21 protein-coding genes are annotated in these 18,577 nt (G+C 64.8%); 7 read left to right on the top strand and 14 right to left on the bottom strand.

Translation table 11 applies throughout. The features are described 5' to 3' along the window. Positions 1–3: 3 nt before the first annotated feature. The 5 genes from galE (at position 4) to ACQY5B_RS22315 (ending at position 6,344) form a co-directional block, all read left to right on the top strand. Positions 4–987: a UDP-glucose 4-epimerase GalE gene (galE, locus tag ACQY5B_RS22295; protein ID WP_420327332.1), complete on the top strand. Its 984-nt coding sequence runs from the start codon at positions 4–6 to the stop codon at positions 985–987. Continuing rightward, positions 968–2,152 carry a glycosyltransferase family 4 protein gene (locus ACQY5B_RS22300; RefSeq protein WP_420327330.1) on the top strand — a complete coding sequence of 395 codons (1,185 nt, stop codon included), beginning with the start codon at positions 968–970 and terminating at the stop codon, positions 2,150–2,152. The genes galE and ACQY5B_RS22300 overlap by 20 nt, the downstream gene beginning before the upstream one ends. Before the next feature lie 74 nt (positions 2,153–2,226). Further along, on the top strand, positions 2,227–3,213 hold the full coding sequence (locus ACQY5B_RS22305) for a glycosyltransferase family 2 protein (protein WP_420328582.1): 987 nt from the start codon (positions 2,227–2,229) through the stop codon (positions 3,211–3,213). After that, on the top strand, positions 3,210–4,910 hold the full coding sequence (locus tag ACQY5B_RS22310; RefSeq protein ID WP_420327329.1) for a DUF5927 domain-containing protein: 1,701 nt from the start codon (positions 3,210–3,212) through the stop codon (positions 4,908–4,910). The genes ACQY5B_RS22305 and ACQY5B_RS22310 overlap by 4 nt, the downstream gene beginning before the upstream one ends. Before the next feature lie 6 nt (positions 4,911–4,916). Next, the gene (locus ACQY5B_RS22315) at positions 4,917–6,344 is read left to right on the top strand and encodes a nodulation protein NodH (RefSeq protein WP_420327327.1); all 1,428 of its coding nucleotides are present in this window, start codon (positions 4,917–4,919) and stop codon (positions 6,342–6,344) included. Positions 6,345–6,421: 77 nt separating this feature from the next. On the opposite strand, the gene ACQY5B_RS22320 is transcribed toward ACQY5B_RS22315, so the two are convergent. From ACQY5B_RS22320 to ACQY5B_RS22360, 9 genes are all read right to left on the bottom strand, one after another. After that, positions 6,422–6,763: a peptide chain release factor-like protein gene (locus tag ACQY5B_RS22320; RefSeq protein WP_421917740.1), complete on the bottom strand. Its 342-nt coding sequence runs from the start codon at positions 6,761–6,763 to the stop codon at positions 6,422–6,424. 66 nt (positions 6,764–6,829) lie between these two features. Next, the gene (locus ACQY5B_RS22325; RefSeq protein ID WP_420327323.1) at positions 6,830–7,030 is read right to left on the bottom strand and encodes a hypothetical protein; all 201 of its coding nucleotides are present in this window, start codon (positions 7,028–7,030) and stop codon (positions 6,830–6,832) included. After that, positions 7,030–8,142 (bottom strand): RNA ligase RtcB family protein, encoded by a 1,113-nt coding sequence (locus ACQY5B_RS22330; RefSeq protein WP_420327321.1) that lies wholly within the window; start codon positions 8,140–8,142, stop codon positions 7,030–7,032. Before ACQY5B_RS22330 ends, ACQY5B_RS22325 begins: the two co-directional genes overlap by 1 nt. 258 nt (positions 8,143–8,400) lie before the next feature. Next, positions 8,401–8,865 (bottom strand): PTS sugar transporter subunit IIA, encoded by a 465-nt coding sequence (locus ACQY5B_RS22335; RefSeq protein WP_305967896.1) that lies wholly within the window; start codon positions 8,863–8,865, stop codon positions 8,401–8,403. Positions 8,866–8,929: 64 nt separating this feature from the next. Continuing rightward, complete coding sequence (gene hpf, locus ACQY5B_RS22340) at positions 8,930–9,493, bottom strand: ribosome hibernation-promoting factor, HPF/YfiA family (RefSeq protein ID WP_305967895.1); 564 nt, start codon at positions 9,491–9,493, stop codon at positions 8,930–8,932. Positions 9,494–9,767: 274 nt separating this feature from the next. Then, positions 9,768–10,526 (bottom strand): LPS export ABC transporter ATP-binding protein, encoded by a 759-nt coding sequence (gene lptB, locus ACQY5B_RS22345; protein WP_420327319.1) that lies wholly within the window; start codon positions 10,524–10,526, stop codon positions 9,768–9,770. Between the two features lies 1 nt (position 10,527). Beyond that, entirely contained in the window at positions 10,528–11,025 is a 498-nt protein-coding gene (locus ACQY5B_RS22350) for an LptA/OstA family protein (RefSeq protein ID WP_074621950.1), read from the bottom strand. Then, entirely contained in the window at positions 11,022–11,606 is a 585-nt protein-coding gene (locus ACQY5B_RS22355) for a hypothetical protein (RefSeq protein ID WP_420327318.1), read from the bottom strand. Before ACQY5B_RS22355 ends, ACQY5B_RS22350 begins: the two co-directional genes overlap by 4 nt. A gap of 42 nt (positions 11,607–11,648) precedes the next feature. Beyond that, on the bottom strand, positions 11,649–12,263 hold the full coding sequence (locus ACQY5B_RS22360; RefSeq protein WP_420327317.1) for a ribonuclease D: 615 nt from the start codon (positions 12,261–12,263) through the stop codon (positions 11,649–11,651). Positions 12,264–13,200: 937 nt separating this feature from the next. On the opposite strand from ACQY5B_RS22360, the gene ACQY5B_RS22365 reads away from it, so the two are divergent. After that, on the top strand, positions 13,201–13,890 hold the full coding sequence (locus ACQY5B_RS22365; protein ID WP_420327315.1) for a sugar transferase: 690 nt from the start codon (positions 13,201–13,203) through the stop codon (positions 13,888–13,890). Positions 13,891–13,926: 36 nt separating this feature from the next. On the opposite strand, the gene ACQY5B_RS22370 is transcribed toward ACQY5B_RS22365, so the two are convergent. Beyond that, positions 13,927–14,730 carry an HTD2 family dehydratase gene (locus tag ACQY5B_RS22370; RefSeq protein WP_420327313.1) on the bottom strand — a complete coding sequence of 268 codons (804 nt, stop codon included), beginning with the start codon at positions 14,728–14,730 and terminating at the stop codon, positions 13,927–13,929. Positions 14,731–14,768: 38 nt separating this feature from the next. On the opposite strand from ACQY5B_RS22370, the gene ACQY5B_RS22375 reads away from it, so the two are divergent. Then, positions 14,769–15,179, top strand: a complete 411-nt coding sequence (locus tag ACQY5B_RS22375; protein WP_420327312.1) for a VOC family protein — start codon at positions 14,769–14,771, stop codon at positions 15,177–15,179. A 5-nt stretch (positions 15,180–15,184) separates the two neighbouring features. Here ACQY5B_RS22375 and ACQY5B_RS22380 read toward each other — a convergent pair whose 3' ends face one another. The 4 genes from ACQY5B_RS22380 to ACQY5B_RS22395 all read right to left on the bottom strand — a co-directional run bounded on the left by ACQY5B_RS22380 (position 15,185) and on the right by ACQY5B_RS22395 (position 18,568). Next, positions 15,185–15,736: an NADPH-dependent FMN reductase gene (locus tag ACQY5B_RS22380; protein ID WP_420327311.1), complete on the bottom strand. Its 552-nt coding sequence runs from the start codon at positions 15,734–15,736 to the stop codon at positions 15,185–15,187. A gap of 103 nt (positions 15,737–15,839) precedes the next feature. Further along, positions 15,840–16,499: a YiaD family glycine zipper/OmpA-like lipoprotein gene (locus ACQY5B_RS22385; protein WP_305967886.1), complete on the bottom strand. Its 660-nt coding sequence runs from the start codon at positions 16,497–16,499 to the stop codon at positions 15,840–15,842. A 176-nt stretch (positions 16,500–16,675) separates the two neighbouring features. Continuing rightward, positions 16,676–17,518 (bottom strand): methylated-DNA--[protein]-cysteine S-methyltransferase, encoded by an 843-nt coding sequence (locus ACQY5B_RS22390; protein WP_420327310.1) that lies wholly within the window; start codon positions 17,516–17,518, stop codon positions 16,676–16,678. Positions 17,519–17,707: 189 nt separating this feature from the next. Further along, a complete protein-coding gene (locus tag ACQY5B_RS22395) occupies positions 17,708–18,568 on the bottom strand; it encodes an SDR family oxidoreductase (RefSeq protein WP_420327309.1) in 861 nt (286 codons plus the stop codon). Positions 18,569–18,577: the final 9 nt, after the last annotated feature.

Here is an 18,577-nt window from a genome sequence, read left to right on the forward strand (position 1 = left end):
TTCGTGACGCAGGTACTGGTGACAGGCGGGGCAGGCTATGTCGGCAGCCACGCCTGCAAGGCATTGCGAGCGGCGGGCTACACGCCCGTCACCTACGACAACCTCGTCACCGGCTGGAAGGACGCGGTCAAGTTCGGGCCTTTCGAAAAGGGCGACCTGTCGGACCGTGCCCGCCTGGACGAGGTATTCGCCAAGTGGCAGCCCATCGCCGTCATGCATTTCGCCGCCCTGTCACAGGTCGGCGAGGCGATGGCCAAGCCGGGCCTGTACTGGCGCAACAACGTCGAAGGCTCGCTGACCCTGATCGAGGCCGCCTGCGCAGCCGGATGCCTGGATTTCGTCTTTTCCTCGACCTGCGCGACCTACGGCGAACATGACAACGTCGTTCTGGACGAAAACACCCCGCAGGACCCGCTGAACGCCTATGGCGCGTCGAAACGGGCGGTAGAAAACATCCTGCGCGATTTCGAGACCTCGCACGGCCTGAAATCGGTGATCTTTCGCTATTTCAATGTAGCCGGCGCCGACCCCGAGGGCGAGGTCGGCGAGCATCACCGCCCCGAGACGCACCTGATCCCGGTCATGCTGGAGGCGGTGGATGGCAAGCGCCCCGGCCTGACCGTGCATGGCACGGACTATGATACCCCGGACGGCACCTGCATCCGCGATTATGTTCACGTCATGGACCTGGTCGATGCGCATGTGCTGGGCCTGCGCTGGCTGCGCGACGGCAAGGGCAGCCGGGCCTTCAACCTGGGCACCGGGCGCGGCTTTTCCGTGCGCGAGGTGATCGAGGCGGCGGGACAGGTGACGAACATGCCCGTCCCCTGCACCGACGGGCCGCGCCGTGCGGGGGATGCGACCAAGCTCGTCTCCGGCTCGACCCGCGCCAGCGAGGACCTGGGATGGGAGCCGCACCGCTCGACCATGCCGCAGATGATCGCCGACGCGTGGTACTGGCACAAACATGGCCACTACAGAAACTGACCGCCTGCTGGACCTGACCCGTCTGATCAGCCGGGCGGGCCGCCCCATGACCGGCGTCGACCGCGTTGAATTTGCCTATCTCACCCATCTCTTGCGGCATGGCCCTCTCTGGGGACTGATACGCACATCTCTAGGCTATGTGCTGCTGGATGCGCAGGGCTGTGCCGCCCTGCGCGTCCGGATCGCGACAGGCAACTGGGGTGAGACCGACCGGCTGTCACGGATCAAACGCGGGCTGGACCCGATGCGCGCGCGGGCAGAATCCGACCTGCGACGCCTTTGCGTGGCGCGCTGCCTGCCGCTGCGACTGTCGACCATGCTGCGCCGCCACCTGCCGCGCGGGATCACCTACGTGAACACCGGCCATACGAACCTGACGGATCGCGTCCTGTCGGCGCTGCAGGGTATCGACGCCCGGGTGACCGTGTTCATCCACGACACGATCCCGCTGGACGTGCCGCAGTACCAGCGCCCCGGGGCGGCTCACCGGTTCCGCCTGTTCCTGAACCGCGCCGCGCGGGCCGATCTGCTGGTCTGCAATTCGCGCCGGACAGAGGAAGACCTGGCCCGGCACCTGCCGGCACAGCGCCTGCCGCAGACGATCTCGGCCCCCCTGGGCCTCGACCTGACAGAGCCGACACAGGCGCCCGATGGTCCGTGGACCGCGCCCTATTTCGTCACCCTCGGTACCATCGAACCGCGCAAGAACCACGCCCTGCTGCTGGACCTCTGGGAAGACATGCCCGGGGCTCACCTGTTGATCTGCGGCAGTCGGGGCTGGGAAAACCACGCGGTTTTTCAGCGCCTTGACGCGCATCCGCCCCGTGTACACGAACTGCCCGGGCTGGATGACGGGCAGGTAGGCGCGCTACTGCAAGGCAGCGCCGGCCTGCTCTTTCCCAGCCTGGCCGAAGGCTATGGCCTGCCCCCGGTCGAGGCGGCGGCGCTTGGCGTACCGTTGCTGCTGAACAACCTCCCGGTCTACTGGGAAGTCCTGGGCGACATTCCCGTTTACGCAGATGTTGCCGATCACTATCTATGGCTCAACGAGATAAGCCGGATGGCAGCAGATCATCAGGCAGGACGGACCCGCGCCGTAAAGGCGCCGCGCTTTGCGCCCCCGACATGGGAGGCGCATTTCAAAACGGTCTTAACCCTGACCTGATAGCAGCCGATCCCAGGGCGCCCCATCGGCGCGGTTGAAGAGGCACGAATTTGGGCGCATTGCAGGCATACCGGCTGCGGCTGCAGCGAAAACGCTGGCGTATCCGCGCCTTCCGCAAGCGGCGGGAACTGCGCCCGCTGTCCGACCGTACCGATCAAATCCGGCCCTCGGACATTCTGCTGTTCTCGACCCAGCGGAACGAAGCTGTCCGCCTGCCCTGGTTCCTGCGCTACTACCGCGAGATGGGGGTGGGTCATTTCTTCTTTGTCGACAACGACTCGACCGACGGCTCTGCGGACTACCTCGCCGAACAGCCGGATGTCTCTGTCTGGACCACGCGCGCCAGCTACAAGCGGGCCCGTTTCGGCATGGACTGGCTCAACTGGCTGCTGCTGAAGCACGCGCACGGCCACTGGGCGCTGACCGTCGATCCGGACGAATTCTTTCTCTACCCCTTCTGTGACACGCGCCCGCTGCGCGCGCTGACCGACTGGCTGGATGCCTCTTCGATCAAGTCGTTCTCGGCCATGCTGCTGGACATGTACCCCAAGGGCCGGATCGACCAGCACCCCTACGAGGCCGGGCAGGACCCGCTGGAAATCGCAAACTGGTTCGATGCCGGGAACTACACGATCAGCAAGAACCCGAAGTTCGGCAATCTCTGGATCCAGGGCGGCCCACGCGCGCGGATGTTCTTTGCCGACAAGCCCGCGCTGGCACCGGCGCTGAACAAGATCCCGCTGGTGAAATGGGACCGGCGCTATGCCTATGTCTCCTCCACGCACAACCTTTTGCCGCGCGGTCTGAACCAGGTCTACGACGAATGGGGTGGGGAAAAGGCCAGCGGCATCCTGCTGCACACGAAATTCCTGTCCACCTTCGCCGACAAGGCCGAAGAAGAGCTGACGCGCGGCCAGCACTACGGCGCCAGCCGAGAATACATCGCCTATGCCGAAGGCGTGCGCGACAATCCGGAGCTCTGGTGCAAGTGGTCGGAACGCTACATCAACTGGCGCCAGCTTGAGATCCTCGGCCTCATGTCCAAGGGCAACTGGGCGTGAGCGTCGGTATCGTCATGCTGGTCCACACCGCCTTTGACCGGGCGGAACAGGTGGCACGGCACTGGGCGGCGGGCGGCTGCCCGGTGGTGATCCATGTCGACGCCAAGGTCAGCAAGCCCGCGCTCGAGGCGTTCCGGAAAGCGCTGGCCGATATGCCCGACGTGCGCTTTTCCAGGCGCCACCGATGTGAATGGGGCACTTGGGGCCTTGTCGCCGCCAGCCAGGACGCCGCCCAGCTGATGCTGGACAGCTTTCCCGAGGTCCAGCACGTCTACCTCTCGTCCGGCTCCTGCCTGCCGCTGCGCCCCGTGGCCGACCTGCGCACCTATCTGGCAGACCGCCCGCGCACCGACTTCATCGAAAGCGCCACCACGGCGGATGTGCCCTGGACGGTCGGCGGGCTGGATCATGAACGCTTCACGCTGCTGTTCCCGTTTTCCTGGCGCAACAACCGCTATCTCTTCGACAAGTTCGTCGAACTGCAACGGGCGACAGGATATGCCCGCCGAATCCCGGCGGGGCTGGTGCCGCACATGGGCAGCCAGTGGTGGTGCCTGACGCGGCAGACCCTGACAGCGATCCTTCAGGACCCGCAGCGCCCCCGGTATGACCGGTATTTCCGCCGCGTCTGGATTCCGGACGAAAGCTATTTCCAGACGCTGGCGCGACTGTATTCCACGCGGATCGAGAGCCGGTCGTTGACCCTGTCCAAGTTCGATTTCCAGGGCAAGCCGCACATCTTCTACGATGACCACCTGCAGCTTTTGCGCCGGTCCGACTGTTTCGTCGCGCGCAAGATCTGGCCGCATGCGGACCGCCTGTACCAGTCCTTTCTCACCCAGCCGAACCGCGACCACCAGCGGCAGGAACCGAACCCGGGCAAGATCGACCGGATCTTTGCCAAGGCGGTCGATCGCCGGACCCGTGGCCGCCCCGGCCTCTACATGCAAAGCCGGTTTCCCAACCGGGGTTGGGAAAACGGCGTGACTTCCGGGAAATACTCTGTCTTCCAAGGGTTTGCAGAGCTTTTCGACGGCTTCGAGAGCTGGCTCGCCAAGGCCACCGGCGCGCAGGTGCACGGGCATCTCTTTGCACCGGACCGGGCGGACTTTGCCGGCGGCGAAACCGTCATCGCCGGGGCCCTGTCGGACAATGCGAACCTGCGGGATGCCAACCCAAAGGCCTTTCTGACCAACCTGCTGTGGAACACGCGCGGCGAACGCCAGTGTTTCCAGTACGGGCCGCGCGACAACCCCAAGATCCTGTGGCACATGGCGCGTGACCCCAACGCCCAGATCAGCGTGATTACTGGCGCATGGGCGGTGCCCCTGTTCCAGTCGGGCGGCGATTTCGCCGAAGTGAGGGCCGAGGCCGCGCGCCTGCAAAAGATCGAGGCACAGATGCTGGACGAACTGCGTCAGCCGGACGTCAAGGCCCGCATCCGCACATGGACGATGGCCGATTTCATCGAGGCCCCGATGGAACCCCTGCAGACACTGATCGACGAGATCGGGCAAAGGAACAACCGCGGCCTGGCCGCAGCCCCGCGCCTGGTCCGGCTCAATGGCTTTGGCCAGTTCTTGCAGGACCTCAAGAACGAAGGGATGCACCCCTATCTCATGGGCGATTTCCCGGTCGATCCCCTGCCCCGGCGGCATCGCGGCAAGACCCGCAAACCCTATCTTGTCAGGAAATAACGCCCTATGCCCCGGCCTTTCGACTGTTTCGTGATCTTCGCCGAGATGCGGACAGGGTCGAATTTCCTGGAGGCGAACCTGAACGCCTTTGACGGGCTGACCTGTCACGGAGAGGCGTTCAACCCGCATTTCATCGGCTATCCCAACGCCTCGGACATCCTGGACATCACGCAGCAAGAGCGTGACCGCGATCCTCATGGCCTGGTCGACCGCATCCGCACCGGCAGCGACGGCCTAGGGGGCTTCCGCTTTTTCCACGATCACGATCCACGCGTGCTGGACAGGCTGCTGGCCGATCCGCGCGTGGCCAAGATCGTGCTGACGCGCAACCCCGCCGACAGTTATGTCTCCAAGAAGATCGCCCAGGCCACCGGCCAATGGAAACTGACCAACGTCAAGAAACGCAAGGATGGGTTGGCGCGATTTGACGCCGAGGAGTTCGAGGCCCATCTGGCCGAGTTGCAGGAGTTTCAGATCAGGCTGCTGAACGCTCTGCAAACCACCGGTCAGACGGCCTTTTACGTCGCCTACGAGGATCTGCAGGACGTCGCCGTCATGAACGGGCTGGCACGATGGCTGGGGGTGGAGGCGCGGCTCGACAGCCTCAACACCGCACTAAAGCGGCAGAACCCGCAGCCCACCGCCGAGAAGGTCGAAAACTATGAGGAGATGGCCGAGAGCCTTGCCCGGCTGGACCGTTTCAACCTGGCCCGGACACCCAATTTCGAGCCACGCCGCGGGCCGGTGGTGCCCAGTTACATCGCCGCAGCCGAGACACCCCTGCTGTACATGCCGATCCGCTCCGGCCCCGAACGCGCGATCAAGGACTGGCTGGCGGCCCTGGACGGTGTCGGCACGGGCAAACTGGTGGACAAGTTCACGCAGAGCAGCTTGCGCGCCTGGAAACGCGACCGACCGGGCCACCGCAGCTTTACCGTGATCCGGCATCCGCTAGCGCGTGCACATGACGCCTTTTGCTCCAAGATCCTGACCACGGAAAAGGGCGGGTTCCAGGGCATCCGCAAGGTGCTGCGCCGGGCGCACAACCTTCCCATCCCCGAGGGGGAGCCCGGGCCGGACTACGATGTAGACGCCCATCGCGAAGCGTTCACCGCCTGGCTGGCATGGGTCAAGGCGAACCTCAACGGCCAGACGGCGGTGCGTGTGGACGGCCACTGGGCAACGCAGGCACAATGCCTGCAGGGCATGGCCGAATTCACTCTCCCCGACATGATCGTGCGCGAGGACGAGATGCAGGCCTACCTGCCTGCGCTTGCGCTGCAGGTGGGTCACGGCACCCCTCCGGATCCACAGCCGGTGCCAAACCGCGCACCGTTTTCCCTGGCCCAGATCTACGACGACCGGATCGAGACGCTGGGGCGCGAGGCCTACCAGCGCGACTATACCATGTTCGGCTTCGACGACTGGGCGTGAAGGGAGCGCTGCCGCCCGGCCTTCGGCCTCACCCCCGAGGTATAACCGAAGAGGGGTATCATGCGGGGGTCGTTGCCTCACCGTTCGCAAAATCCCGGCCCCTCGAAAACGCGCGCCGGGTCGCCTCGTTGCAACTGGTGATGCAGCCAGTGCGCCTTGCCGTCCCGCGCCGCCTGCGCCTCGGCGGCGTCCGCATCGGCCAGTGCCTGCAGCCGCTCCAGCGCCAGACGCCGGTTCTGGTGCTGCGAGCGCTGATCACGCACCACCACCGCATATGCACCCCAACGCGCACGGATGGCGCTGGAGGTCTTGTTCTGGTGCTGGCCGCCGGGGCCACCGGCACGGATCGCGGTCATCTCGACGTCGCGCGGGTCGATGTTCTCACCGCGCGCCGCGCCCGGCAGGCGAAACACCTGCACGAACCAGTTCTTGCGCTTGTGACGGGGACGCAGGGTGCTGGGGCACCGCCAAAGCAGCACACCTTTTCAGCGCGCCGCCAGCGCCTCGGCCCCCGGGCCGGTGAGCACGGCAATGGCCGAGACCGGGCCGTGGCGCCCTGCGCGTTCGGCCACGTCCAGCGTCACGCGATGCGCCTCTGCCTCGTCCGCCAGGCGGGTCAGGACATGGCCCACCGCCTGCTGGCATTCGCCCGGCCCGTTGCCGCTGGAAATCAACAGCGTCACCATCAGCGGCCTCCCTTGCAGGTCTTGAAGGTGATGAGCGGCGCCAGCGACGCCGCCCCCAGCGCAAGGCCGAAAGCCTCAAGATCGCCGAGCACCGCAGCCGCGTCCTTGTAGGCCGTGCCCGCCTCTTCGATCAGCAGGTCTCGGTCGGCGCAGATCACGCGCCCGCCGAACCGGGTCTGGCGCATTGCCTCCAGTTCCGATTTCACCCGGCGGATACGGCCATGCATGGCGGCGCGGTCATAGCGACGCCCCGCCCCGTGCGAGACCGAACCCAGCGCCTCTGCCGGCCCGTCGGGCACCGCCATGAGGTAGCTCAGGCTATCGCGCGAGCCGGCCAGAGGGGCCAGACCGCGATCTGGCGCCGCCGCGCCCTTGCGGTGCAGCCAGCCGTCATCGCGCGCTTCGAGGTGGTTGTGCGGCGCATCGCAGATCAGGTCGGCCGAGCAGCGCAGCGCCGCTGCCGCCGCCTGCGCCAGCAAAGCCCGGTTGATCCGCGCCCAGACCTGCGCGGCATCATGCAGGGAAACATAGCTTTCCGCCGCCGCTCTGCCGGGCAGAAAGCCGGTTTTCCAGCTGTCTTCGATCCCGGTGAAGACCCCGGCCCCATGCCCGCGAGAGCCGGTTTGCACCAGCAGGCAGAGATCACCCGGCGCAAGGCCCGCTGTCGTGTCGTGCACCTCCTGCACCACTTGCAACTCGCAGAAATGGTTGCCACAGCCCAGCGTGCCCAGCCCCTGCGGCCCCAGGGTTTCGGCCGGCGTTCCGGCCAGCGCGGCGCGGGCCTCGTCGGCTTCGGCGCCATCTTCCAGCACCTCCAGCCGTCGTGCCGCCTTGTCCAGCTTCAGCTTGCGGCGCGGCAGGTCGAGCCGGTACAGCGCCATGCCGCAACCGATGTCCGGGCCGATCAGTTGCGGATAGATGCGGTCGGCCAGAAAGGCGCCACCGACCGGACCATGACGGCCCGGATGCAGGTCGGGGAAGCCGGCCACGGCGGCCATGCCGGGCCAGCCGGCAACCTCGTTCAGTTGATCGACGGCGCGTCCTTCGATCCAGGCGCCGTCAGAATAGAATTCGCAGACACGCGCGCGTGCCGCGATGGGGGAATTGCCCATAGGTCCGTCTTTCTCAAATCATGAGAGGCGGCCCGCTAGGGGGCCGCAAAGGCGGATCGTCCAAGGGGGGATGGAGGCGCGCCCGCAGGCGCAGGAAATCAGCGGCCCGAACGATCCAAGGAGGAAGCGGTGACGATAGATCCGGTCATGTGCGGCCCTCCTCTGTTGTCGGGGTGATGGATACAGATCAGATACCCCGCCGGCGCATCGGCGCCAACGGGGGAATTCCTGACCTAACGCGGCTGTCGCGGAAATGTCTCAGGCGGCCTTGGAGGCCTCGGCCTCTGTCAGGATGGTGTAAAGCGTGGAGGGCTCGGGGTTTGCGCGCAGCTTGGCGCACAGCCCCTGGTCCCTAAGGCTGCGCGAGACGAGCGCCAGCGCCTTGAGATGTTCGACCCCGGCTTCCTCGGGAGCGAAGATCGCAAAGACGATGTCCACGGGTTGCCGGTCGACCGCGTCGAAATCGACGGGTTTGTCCAGCAGGATAAAGGCGCCCGCGACCTTGTCGATGCCCGGAATCCGCGCATGGGGCAGCGCCACCCCGTGGCCGACACCCGTCGGCCCCAGGGCCTCACGCTCCATCAGCGCCTCGAGGATACGAGGCGCATTGACGCCATAGGCGCTCTCCGCGAGGTCCGAAATGTCATGCATCAGTCGCTTTTTGCTGGAAGTCGAGGAAACGACTTTGACAGCAGACGGCGAGATGAGATCGACAAATTTCATGAGCAATGCCTGTAGCTAAGGTGCGAACACCGAACGGTCCGGTCTGGCGGCGTTTGGCTGATCTTTACGGATCGATCCAGCCGATGTTGCCATCCTCCCGGCGATACACGACGTTCACGCCATCCTTCTTTTCGTTGCGAAACACCAGAACAGGCGCACCGGCCAATTCCATCTGCATCACGGCCTCTCCAACCGAGAGCGACGGGATCTTGGTCTGCATCTCCGCCACGATGATCGGCTGCAGCGTTTCGGGTTCGTCTTCCCCCGATTCCGCTTCGGTGGCGAGGATATACGAGGCTGCCCCGAAAGTTTCAACAGGCTCGGCCCGGTCCTTGTGATGGTCTTTCAACCGGCGCTTGTAGCGACGAAGCTGCTTGTCCATCTTTTCCGCGCAGGCCTCGAAAGCTGCATAGATTTCCGTCGCATGTCCCTTGGCGGCAGCGTTCAGCCCGCTCGACAGGTGAACGATCGCTTCGCAGACATATTCATGGGCCGCCTTTGAGAAAACAACGGTCGCGTCGGTCGGACGCTGGCCGTACTTGTCCAGCACGCTGCCCAGTTCATTCGTGACATGAACCTGAAGCGCATCGCCGATATCGATGTGTTTTCCCGTGATCTGATAGCGCATGATCTGTCCTTTTCTTATGCACCCGTACGCCACACGGAGGACAAGCCCCCGTCACGGCGTCACAAGGTTCAGGGAAGGTAGTACCGGATCGCGGAATGCACGCGGACCGCCTCGGAACCGAGGAGCCCGCCAACACGCAATGCCGTGATCGATAGCACCATTCCCATATTTGACGAGGAAACCGGCGGGTCTGTCAATGGAAACCGGAGGCAGAGCGTGCCCGATGCAGCGACAATCTGTCCACGGCGGCTGTCAAGCGGAGATGACCGCCTTTTCAACCAAAGCGAAAATTTTCACCCAGGTAGACACGCCTGACGTTTTCATTCTGCACCACTTCCTGCGGCGTGCCCGACATCAGGACCTTGCCATCATGCAGGATATAGGCCCGATCCACGATCTCGAGCGTCTCACGCACGTTGTGATCGGTGATCAACACGCCGATGCCGCGCGTCTTGAGATCCGCGACAAGGTGGCGGATGTCGCCGACGCTGATCGGATCGACCCCGGCAAAGGGTTCGTCCAGCAGAAGGTACTTGGGGTTCGCCGCCAGGCAGCGCGCGATTTCCACCCGCCGCCTTTCGCCCCCGGACAGGGCCAGCGCGGGGGCCCGGCGCAGATGCTCGATCGAAAACTCGCCCAGCAGTTCCTCCAGCCGCTCGCGGCGGCGGTGGGCATTGCGTTCGGCGATGTCCAGAACCGCGCCGATGTTGTCCTCGACGCTCATGCCGCGAAAGATCGACATTTCCTGCGGCAGATAACCGATGCCCAGCCGCGCCCGGCGGTACATCGGCAGGTAGGTGGCATCACGCCCGTCGATCAGCACCTGCCCTCCCTCGGGATTCACCAGACCGGCGATGGCATAGAAGGATGTCGTCTTGCCAGAACCGTTCGGCCCCAGCAGCGCCGCCACCTCGCCCCGGTCGACGCGCAGGCTGACGTCGCGGATGACGACGCGCTTGCGATAGCTCTTGCGCAGGTGTTCGACGCGAAGGCCACTGTCGCCTTCGGTCACGCTCAGGTCGGGGCGGGTCATATCAGGGCTGTCCTTCGCCGTCGGGCGCCTGCTGCAACACGGTGCGCACCCGGCCGGAAAGCTGCGCGGTGCCATCGCTGAGGTTGACGACCATGCGTTCGGCGGTCAGCGCGCTGGGCCCTTGGGTCAGCAGGACATTGCCGGTCATGACGACCTGCCCTGCCTCGATGTCATAATCCGCGCGCTGCGCCTCGGCCGCCTCGGAGCCGCTGACCAGAGTCACGCCGCGCGTGGCCTCCATTCGCCGGATCCGCCCCGCCTCGTTCGAGTAGACGACCAGCACCCGGGGGGCCGCCAGCCGCATCTGCCCCTGGGCGATCACCACGTTGCCGGTATACAGGGCGGTTCCGTCAGCCTGGTTCACCTGCAGCGTGTCGGCGGTCACCTCGACCGGGGCACGGGTGTCTTGCTGCATTCCGCCAAAAGCCACCTGGGCCCCCTGCGCAGCTGCGCCGAGTGGCGCGAGGAAAAGCATGACGGCAAGCAGGTGACGGATCATTCGGCAGCACTTTCTTCTTTCGGCGGTTGATATACCAGTTTCACGCCGCCGGAAAACACCATTTGCACCGCTCCCTCTTCTCCGCTGGGCGCGATCCTCAGATGGCCGGCCTCGAACCGACCCACCGGGCCCTCACCTTCGACCGGGCCGATGCTTTCCGCCTCGATCTCATCCAGCCGCGACATCAGCCCCTCTGTGCGCAGGATATAGCCCTGCGAGCTTTCGATGCGAACACCGCCTTGCAAGTACGCCGACTGGCTTTTGTCACGCAGAATTGCCTCCACGGCGTCCAGTCTCAACTCGCTGCCATCGGTCAGGCGCATCAGCGCCTCCAGCTCGTCGGCAATGATCTGGCCGTCACCTTCGGGCCGTACGCTGCGCGCGGTCATGGTCAACACGTCGCCTTGGGGGGTGGTTCCCGCAAAATACGGTGCGCTCACCTGCTCCCGCGCCACATCACGTTGCAGCGCCTCGACAAAGGGCACGTCCTGCAACGTCTCGGTCGAGCGCGACAGAAAAAAGAGTGTCGACAGCATGGCCAGCGCCACCAGGGGAAGAAGGATCTTCAGCCAGGCGATCACTCGCGAGTAAAGCCCGTCTCCCCGGCGCATGTTCATCCCCTCTTAGGCATGGGCAAAGATATCGGTGTCCGGCCATCCTTGCAGGTCGAGGATCGCCCGGGTCGGCAGGAAATCGAAACAGGACTGGGCGATCCCTGTCCGCCCTTCGCGGTCCAGCATCGCATCCAGCGCATCGCGCAGCCGGTGAAGATGCAGCACGTCCGATGCGGCATAGTCCTTTTGCGCCTCGGTCAGCTCGGCCGCGCCCCAGTCGCTGGACTGCTGCTGTTTCGAGATGTCGACGGACAGCAGTTCCTGTGTCAGCGCCTTGAGGCCGTGACGGTCGGTATAGGTGCGCACAAGGCGGCTGGCGATCTTGGTGCAATAGACGGGCGCGGCTAGCGCGCCGAATGCATTGTACATCGCGGCGATGTCGAAACGGCCAAAGTGAAACAGTTTCAGGACCTGCGGATCGGTCAGCAGGCGCGCGAGGTTGGGCGCCTCGGTCTGCCCCTTGGCGATCTGCACCAGGTGGGCATTGCCGTCGCCGCTCGACAACTGCACGACACACAAGCGGTCACGGTGCGGGTTCAGCCCCATCGTCTCGCAATCGATGGCCACGACCGGGCCAAGGTCCAGGTCATCCGGCAGATCACCCTTGTAGAGATGGTTGGTCACAGTGCGCCCTTTCGTCCCGATCCGCTTGCCGGATCGACATATCCGCGCCCTGACGGGCTTTCAACTCTGGCCTCTCCACCGCGGCTCTCGACGATTGGATTGTCGCGCCATATTTCCCCGGCCCGGGGCCAAAATTCGGCAACTTTGTGACCAATCCGGGCGAATCAGTGGCGCCGCCGGGGTGTGATTCGGGCAAGGTCAAGACCCCGGCCTCTCGATTTCCCCACTTTTGTAACAATCCGTGAGTTTCACAACTCACCTTATAATTGTCGAATATATCCGATGCAGCAGAATCCGGATCAAAAACCGCGGGCCGCCGCCTTCCGTAAGGGCAAGTTATCGATATTGTTTCCAGCAGAATGAACATGTCCGCCTCTGCCGGATTTGCGCAGCGTCAATTTTGCGGTTTCACCGGCCCTATCCCGCTATTTTCCGAGACTGTTCGCGACCCGGAAACACAGGCTGGAAAAACGCCATGAGATTGTTTCACTGCGCATGTTTCACCAAAGGGAAACAATCCTGACTGCCTCCACCGAAAACACCGCTAGGCCCCGCGTCATTTTTGAGCTCGCGGCCGGTTTTTTCCCCGCATTTCAGATACCTCCGCAAACACCCCATTCACCTCTTGGTTGCACTCTCTGGCGCAGATTGACGGAACAACGGGGTAAAGTCATAAGAATTTCGTCGAACGATTGGGACAAACTTTCGTCGCAATTTAAATGAACGGCACTTGGGGGTTGGTGCTTCCGCAATGGGGGTATCTCGATAGGTTTGCTGCGCCTTCGGCGCATCGCCATTCAATGACATAGCGGGGGCGATCAGCCCCTCTGCCCGGGGAAACACGCCTTGGCGTGTCATGGCGGAGCTATGCGTGAACCAGCGATGAACGCGGACCAATTCGCTGTGCTCTCGTCGATGCATGACTCGGGAGGTCATCTTGACACTACAACTGCGCCAGCCGCTACCAACGGCCAGGTTCGAAAAGCTGATCGATGAGGCGCTGCACGCCGAAAACGGCCCCGCACTTTATCGCGACGTCTTCAAACGGGCGCTCGACGTGGCGCTGGTGATACTGGGCGCCCTGCCTATCCTCTTGATCGTCGGGGTATTTGCCCTGCTCATCGCACGCGACGGGCACTCTCCCTTTTACGCGCAGAAACGCCTGGGCCGGAACGGACGGGTGTTCAACATCTGGAAGCTGCGCAGCATGGTGCCTGACGCCGAAGCCCGGCTCAGCGCATACCTGGACAAGACACCCGCCGCCCGCGCGGAATGGGACCGGACGCAGAAACTGCGCAACGATCCGCGCATCACCGCCATCGGGCGGTTGATCCGCAAGACCTCGATCGACGAACTGCCGCAGATGTTCAACGTGCTGCGCGGGGACATGTCTCTGGTCGGGCCGCGCCCGATGATGCCCTGCCAGCAGGACATCTATCCCGGCACCGCCTATTACGCGCTGCGCCCGGGGATCACCGGCTACTGGCAGATTTCGGTGCGCAACGAAAGCTCCTTTGCCCAACGCGCCGGTTTCGACACCGCCTACCTCGCCCAGCTTTCGCTGATCAACGACCTGCGCGTTCTGGTCAAGACGATGCGCGTCGTCCTGCACGGCACCGGCTGCTAAGCCGCCCTGGCCGGGGCGTCGCCCCGGTCGTGCCGATCAGTGTTCCACCGTCGCCCGCATGCACTGCCGTCCATCCGGGCCGCGCACCCACAGGTCGTCTCCGGTGCGGCACAGGGTGGCGCGCTCGTCGTGCATCAGGGGCGCGGTCGCCCGAAAGCTGAAGCCACGCACGGGCGCCTTGTCCTGCGCGAACAGCAACAGCCCCTGCGCCAGCAGCGGGCCATGCACCACCAATCCGCCATAGCCCTCGACCGCCCGCGCGTATTCCACGTCGTAGTGGATGCGATGGCCGTTGAAGGTCAGCGCCGAGTACCGGAACAGCAGCGTCTCGGAAAACCCCATCTCGCGGCTGGCCTCCTCTCCGGTCGGGGCCTCCGGCGGCACCGGGCGCGGCGCTGACGGGTCTGGATCCTCGCGGTAGACGAGGTCCTGCCGTTCCGTCACGCATAGCTGCCCGCCCTGCCAGATCTCATGCGCCAGCGTGACAAAGCCCAGCGGACCGCTGCGCCCGTCCTTGCGGGTCACGTCCACCACCCGAGAGACCTTTTCCGCCATCTGCCCGGCGCGCAACGTCGCATGGAACTGCAACGCTCCCCCGGCCCACATCCGGCGCGGCAGTCCCAGGTCGGGGATCAGGCCGGTGCCGACGCGTGGATGACCGTCGCGGCCCAGCACGCCGGGCGGCTGCGCATCCCAGAAATAGATCTGGTGAAAGAAGGCCGGCAGAGGGGTGCCCGCGTCGATGGTCACGGGCAGGTCCAGTGCCGCTTGCAGGGCGCGGGCGCGGTCCGGATCCATCACGTCTGTTTGACGGCGCTCGGCCGCCGGGCCAGTCTTCATGGGTCACGCTCCTTGATTTTGCCGGGGTTATTCCAGCCATGCCACCTGTCGTCCAGTCGCTCGACCACCTCGTGCTGACCGTCGCCGATCCCGCCGCAACCCGTCGGTTCTACGAAGCCGTCCTGGGGATGCAGGCAGAGCGGTTCACCCCCGCCGATGGCAGCACCCGATGGGCGCTGAAATTCGGCCGGCAAAAGATCAACCTGCACACCGCCGGGCAGGAATTCGATCCCAAGGCCCGCGCGCCAGGCCCCGGAACCGCAGACCTGTGCTTTCTCAGCGAAACGCCGTTGGCGGCGTGGCAGGCGCATCTTGCAGCCCGGGGCGTGACGATCGAGGAAGGACCGCTGACGCGCACCGGCGCCACCGGCCCGATCCGGTCGATCTACATCCGCGATCCGGATGGCAACCTGATCGAGATTTCCAACCCTGCCCCCGATCCGGGCTGAGGCCCTCAGCCCCGCATTCGCACGACCTCGCGGCGCAGTTCCTGCATCTGGTCGTTCAGCAATTTCAGCGCGCGTTCGTCGGTCAGCCGCCCGTCTTCGTCGAACTGCTTGCGGCTTTGCGCCAGCATGAACTCCGGTCCCGTGAGCAGGCGCGGGCGAAAGGGATTGAGGCAGAGCCGGGCCATGTTCTGGGCCCGCTCGCCCCCGGCACGGCCCGCCGCCGCCGACATCAGCGCGACCGGCTTGTCCCGCCAGGGCGTGCCCTCGGTCCGGCTGATCCAGTCCAGCGCGTTCTTGAGCACCCCTGACAGGCCCTTGTTGTACTCCGGCGTCACCACAAGAACCGCGTCCGCACCCGCGATGGCATCGGCGGCGGCCTGCACGGCGGCGGGAATGCCCTCACCGTTCTGAATATCCTCGTCGAACAGCGGGAACCGCAGGTCAAGCTCGGTGAAACTGGCAGGTTCAAAGAGGCGGGCGGCCTCGAACATCAGCTTGCGGTTGCTGCTGTCGGCGCGCAGAACGCCACACAGGCCGACAAGGGTGGGTTCGGGCATGATCGGTCTCCTGTTTGTCTGACCCTGACCTACCACGCAAAAGCGCCGCGGCAAGCCGCGGCGCTCTTTTGTCTCTCAAAGGTGGGGCACAGCCCCTGTGCAGTCACGCGTTGGGCAGGATCACGATCTCGACCCGGCGGTTCTGGGCCTTGCCTTCGGGCGTCAGGTTCGATGCCACCGGCTGATCCTCACCGCGGCCAATGACCGAGATGCGCGACGAGGGCACGCCTTCGGAGATCAGCACGTTGGCGACCGAGCGCGCGCGACGCTGCGACAGGTCGAGGTTGTAGGCGGCGTCACCGTCGCTGTCGGTGTGGCCGATCACCTGGGCGGTGGTGTTCGGATAGGCGAGCAGCGACTGACCCACGTCACGCAGATCCGACACCAGCGTCGGGCGCAGGTTGGCGCTGTCGGTGGGGAACAGGATGTCCTGCGGCATGGTCACGATCAGCCGGTCGCCGGTGTTGCGAATGCTGACGTTGTCGCCCATCTGCTGGCGCAGTTCGGCTTCCTGCTTGTCCAGCTGGTTGCCGATGGCGGCCCCCGCGGCGGCACCCACCAGGGCACCCGCGACGGTCGCCCGGTTACGCTCGCCCTTGTCGCCACCGCCCAGCAGGCGGCCTGCAACCGCGCCCACACCGGCACCCACGAGGGCACCCTGTTTGGTCTGGCGGTTGGGATCGTTCGGGTTGCCCGTGGTGCAGGCCGACAGGCCGATGACCGCCACGGCAGAGATGAGAATCGCGGATTTCGCCCGGATCATGTGTAGCCTCTTTTCAGGTTTGCCCCACTTGAATGGGGTCTTTCACTGTCGATATGCAATAACATCCGCCAAAACCCCAGCCCTGTCACCGGGAAAATCGGCAAGGCTCCGCGCATGGCCCCGGCGCGCGCGTGTTTCGCGCGCGAAACATCATTTCTTTACAGCATGTTAAGACCTCAAGCCTCCAATCTTGCCGCTTCCCAGGCAAGGATGGCCCGCTTGACCGGCAGCCCCCAGTGATAACCGCCCAGACCGCCGGATTTGCGCAGGGCGCGATGGCAGGGGATCAGGTAGCTGATCGGGTTGCGCCCCACGGCCGTCCCGACCGCGCGCACCGCCTTGGGGTGCGCGATGGCCTCGGCGATTTCGGAATAGGTGGTGACATGGCCCGAGGGGATCTGCAGCAGCGCCTCCCAGACCTTGATCTGGAAAGGCGCCCCGATCAGGTAGAGCGGCACCGGCCCGTCCGCCTTGACGCCGAAGGCGGCCAGCGCCCAGGGTCGCAGGCGCATAGGATCCTCGACGAAATCCGCCCGGGGCCAGCGCGCCAGCATGTCCTCCATCGCCTCTGCCTCTGTCGTCTCGGCGGAAAAGGCGATGCCGCAAATGCCCTTGTCGGTGCCCATGACCAGGGCCGGACCAAAGGGGCTTTCGAACCAGCCCCAGTAGATTGTCAGGCCGGCGCCCGCGCGCGCATAGTCGCCGGGGCTCATTGCCTCCCACCGAAGGAACAGATCGTGCAGCCGCCCGCCGCCGGACAGGCCCGTGGCATGGGCGGTTTCCAGCGTGGTGAAGCGACTGGCCAGCAAGGTCTTTGCATGGCCCAGCGTCAGGTATTGCTGGTAGCGTTTGGGAGACACCCCCGCCCATTGGCTGAACAGGCGCTGGAAATGCGCCGGGCTCATGCCGACCTCGCCTGCAATCTGGTCCAGCGTGGCCTGCGGACCCAGAAGGTCAACCGCCTCGATGGCGCGGCGCATGACCTGGTAGTGATAGCTCTGATCGTCGTCCTTGGGCATGGCTGTCTCTCCTTGCGCCGCAGATTAGCCCTGTCGCCGCGGGCAAGCGATCCGAATATTGCGGAAAGGCGATAGAGCGGCGGTGCATATGAACCAACCTTGGAGCGAGGGGCCATTCCCCGGCGACGAGGATGTCACTGGCGGTGAAGACACCGACATCGGCTCCGCTCGGCGCCGGTGGTCTTGATGTCAGAGGGCCGCAAGGAAGCGGCCGACCACCATCTCCTGCTGTGTCAGACCGTCGGGATCGGCTGCGGTCTTGAACCGGGTCAGGTCCTCTGCCCACTCAGAGGTACGGACGCGGATCGGCGGTGTCTCTGCCGCGATGACGCCCATGATCACCTCTGCCACCTGGTCCGGTGTCTGGTAGGCGTCTGCCCCCATGCGGGACTGCGCGCCAGAGATATAGGTTTGCAGGATCGGCAGGTATTCATCCTCCAGCATGCCGCCGGTCTCCTCGACCTGTTTCAACACGGTTGCGGCAAATTCGGACTGGATTCCGCCGGGCTCGACAGCGCTGAAACGGATGCCGAAAGCCGGGGTCAGATAGGCGGCCATCGCCTCTGTCAGCCCTTCGACCGCAAATTTCGCGGCGCAGTAGATCTCGTTGAAAGGTTGCCCGACAAGTCCGCCGACAGAGGTGACATTCACGATGTGCCCGGCGCGTGCATGCCGCATGTGCGGGATCACCGCCTTTGTGGTGCGCACGACGCCCATATAGTTGATGTCGGTCACGCGGGTGATGTCCGCCTCTGACGCCTGTTCGACGGTACGAACGAACCCCTGCCCGGCGTTGTTCACCAGCACGTCGATGCGCCCGTGATCCGCGATGATCTGCGAGACCGCGGCCTCGATGCTGGCCATGTCCTGCACGTCCAGCGGCAGCACGTTCAGCGTGACGCCCGCCTCTGCGGCCGCCTGATCCAGCGACGCGCGTTTTCCGAGGTTGCGCATGGTGGCATAGACCGTATGGCCCGCCTGCGCGGCCTGCACGGCGATGGAAATGCCCAGCCCGGTGGAGGTGCCGGTGACGAGGATGATCTTGCTCATTTTCATGTC

It is taken from the genome of Antarctobacter sp., assembly GCF_965277915.1.
Lineage (GTDB): Bacteria > Pseudomonadota > Alphaproteobacteria > Rhodobacterales > Rhodobacteraceae > Antarctobacter.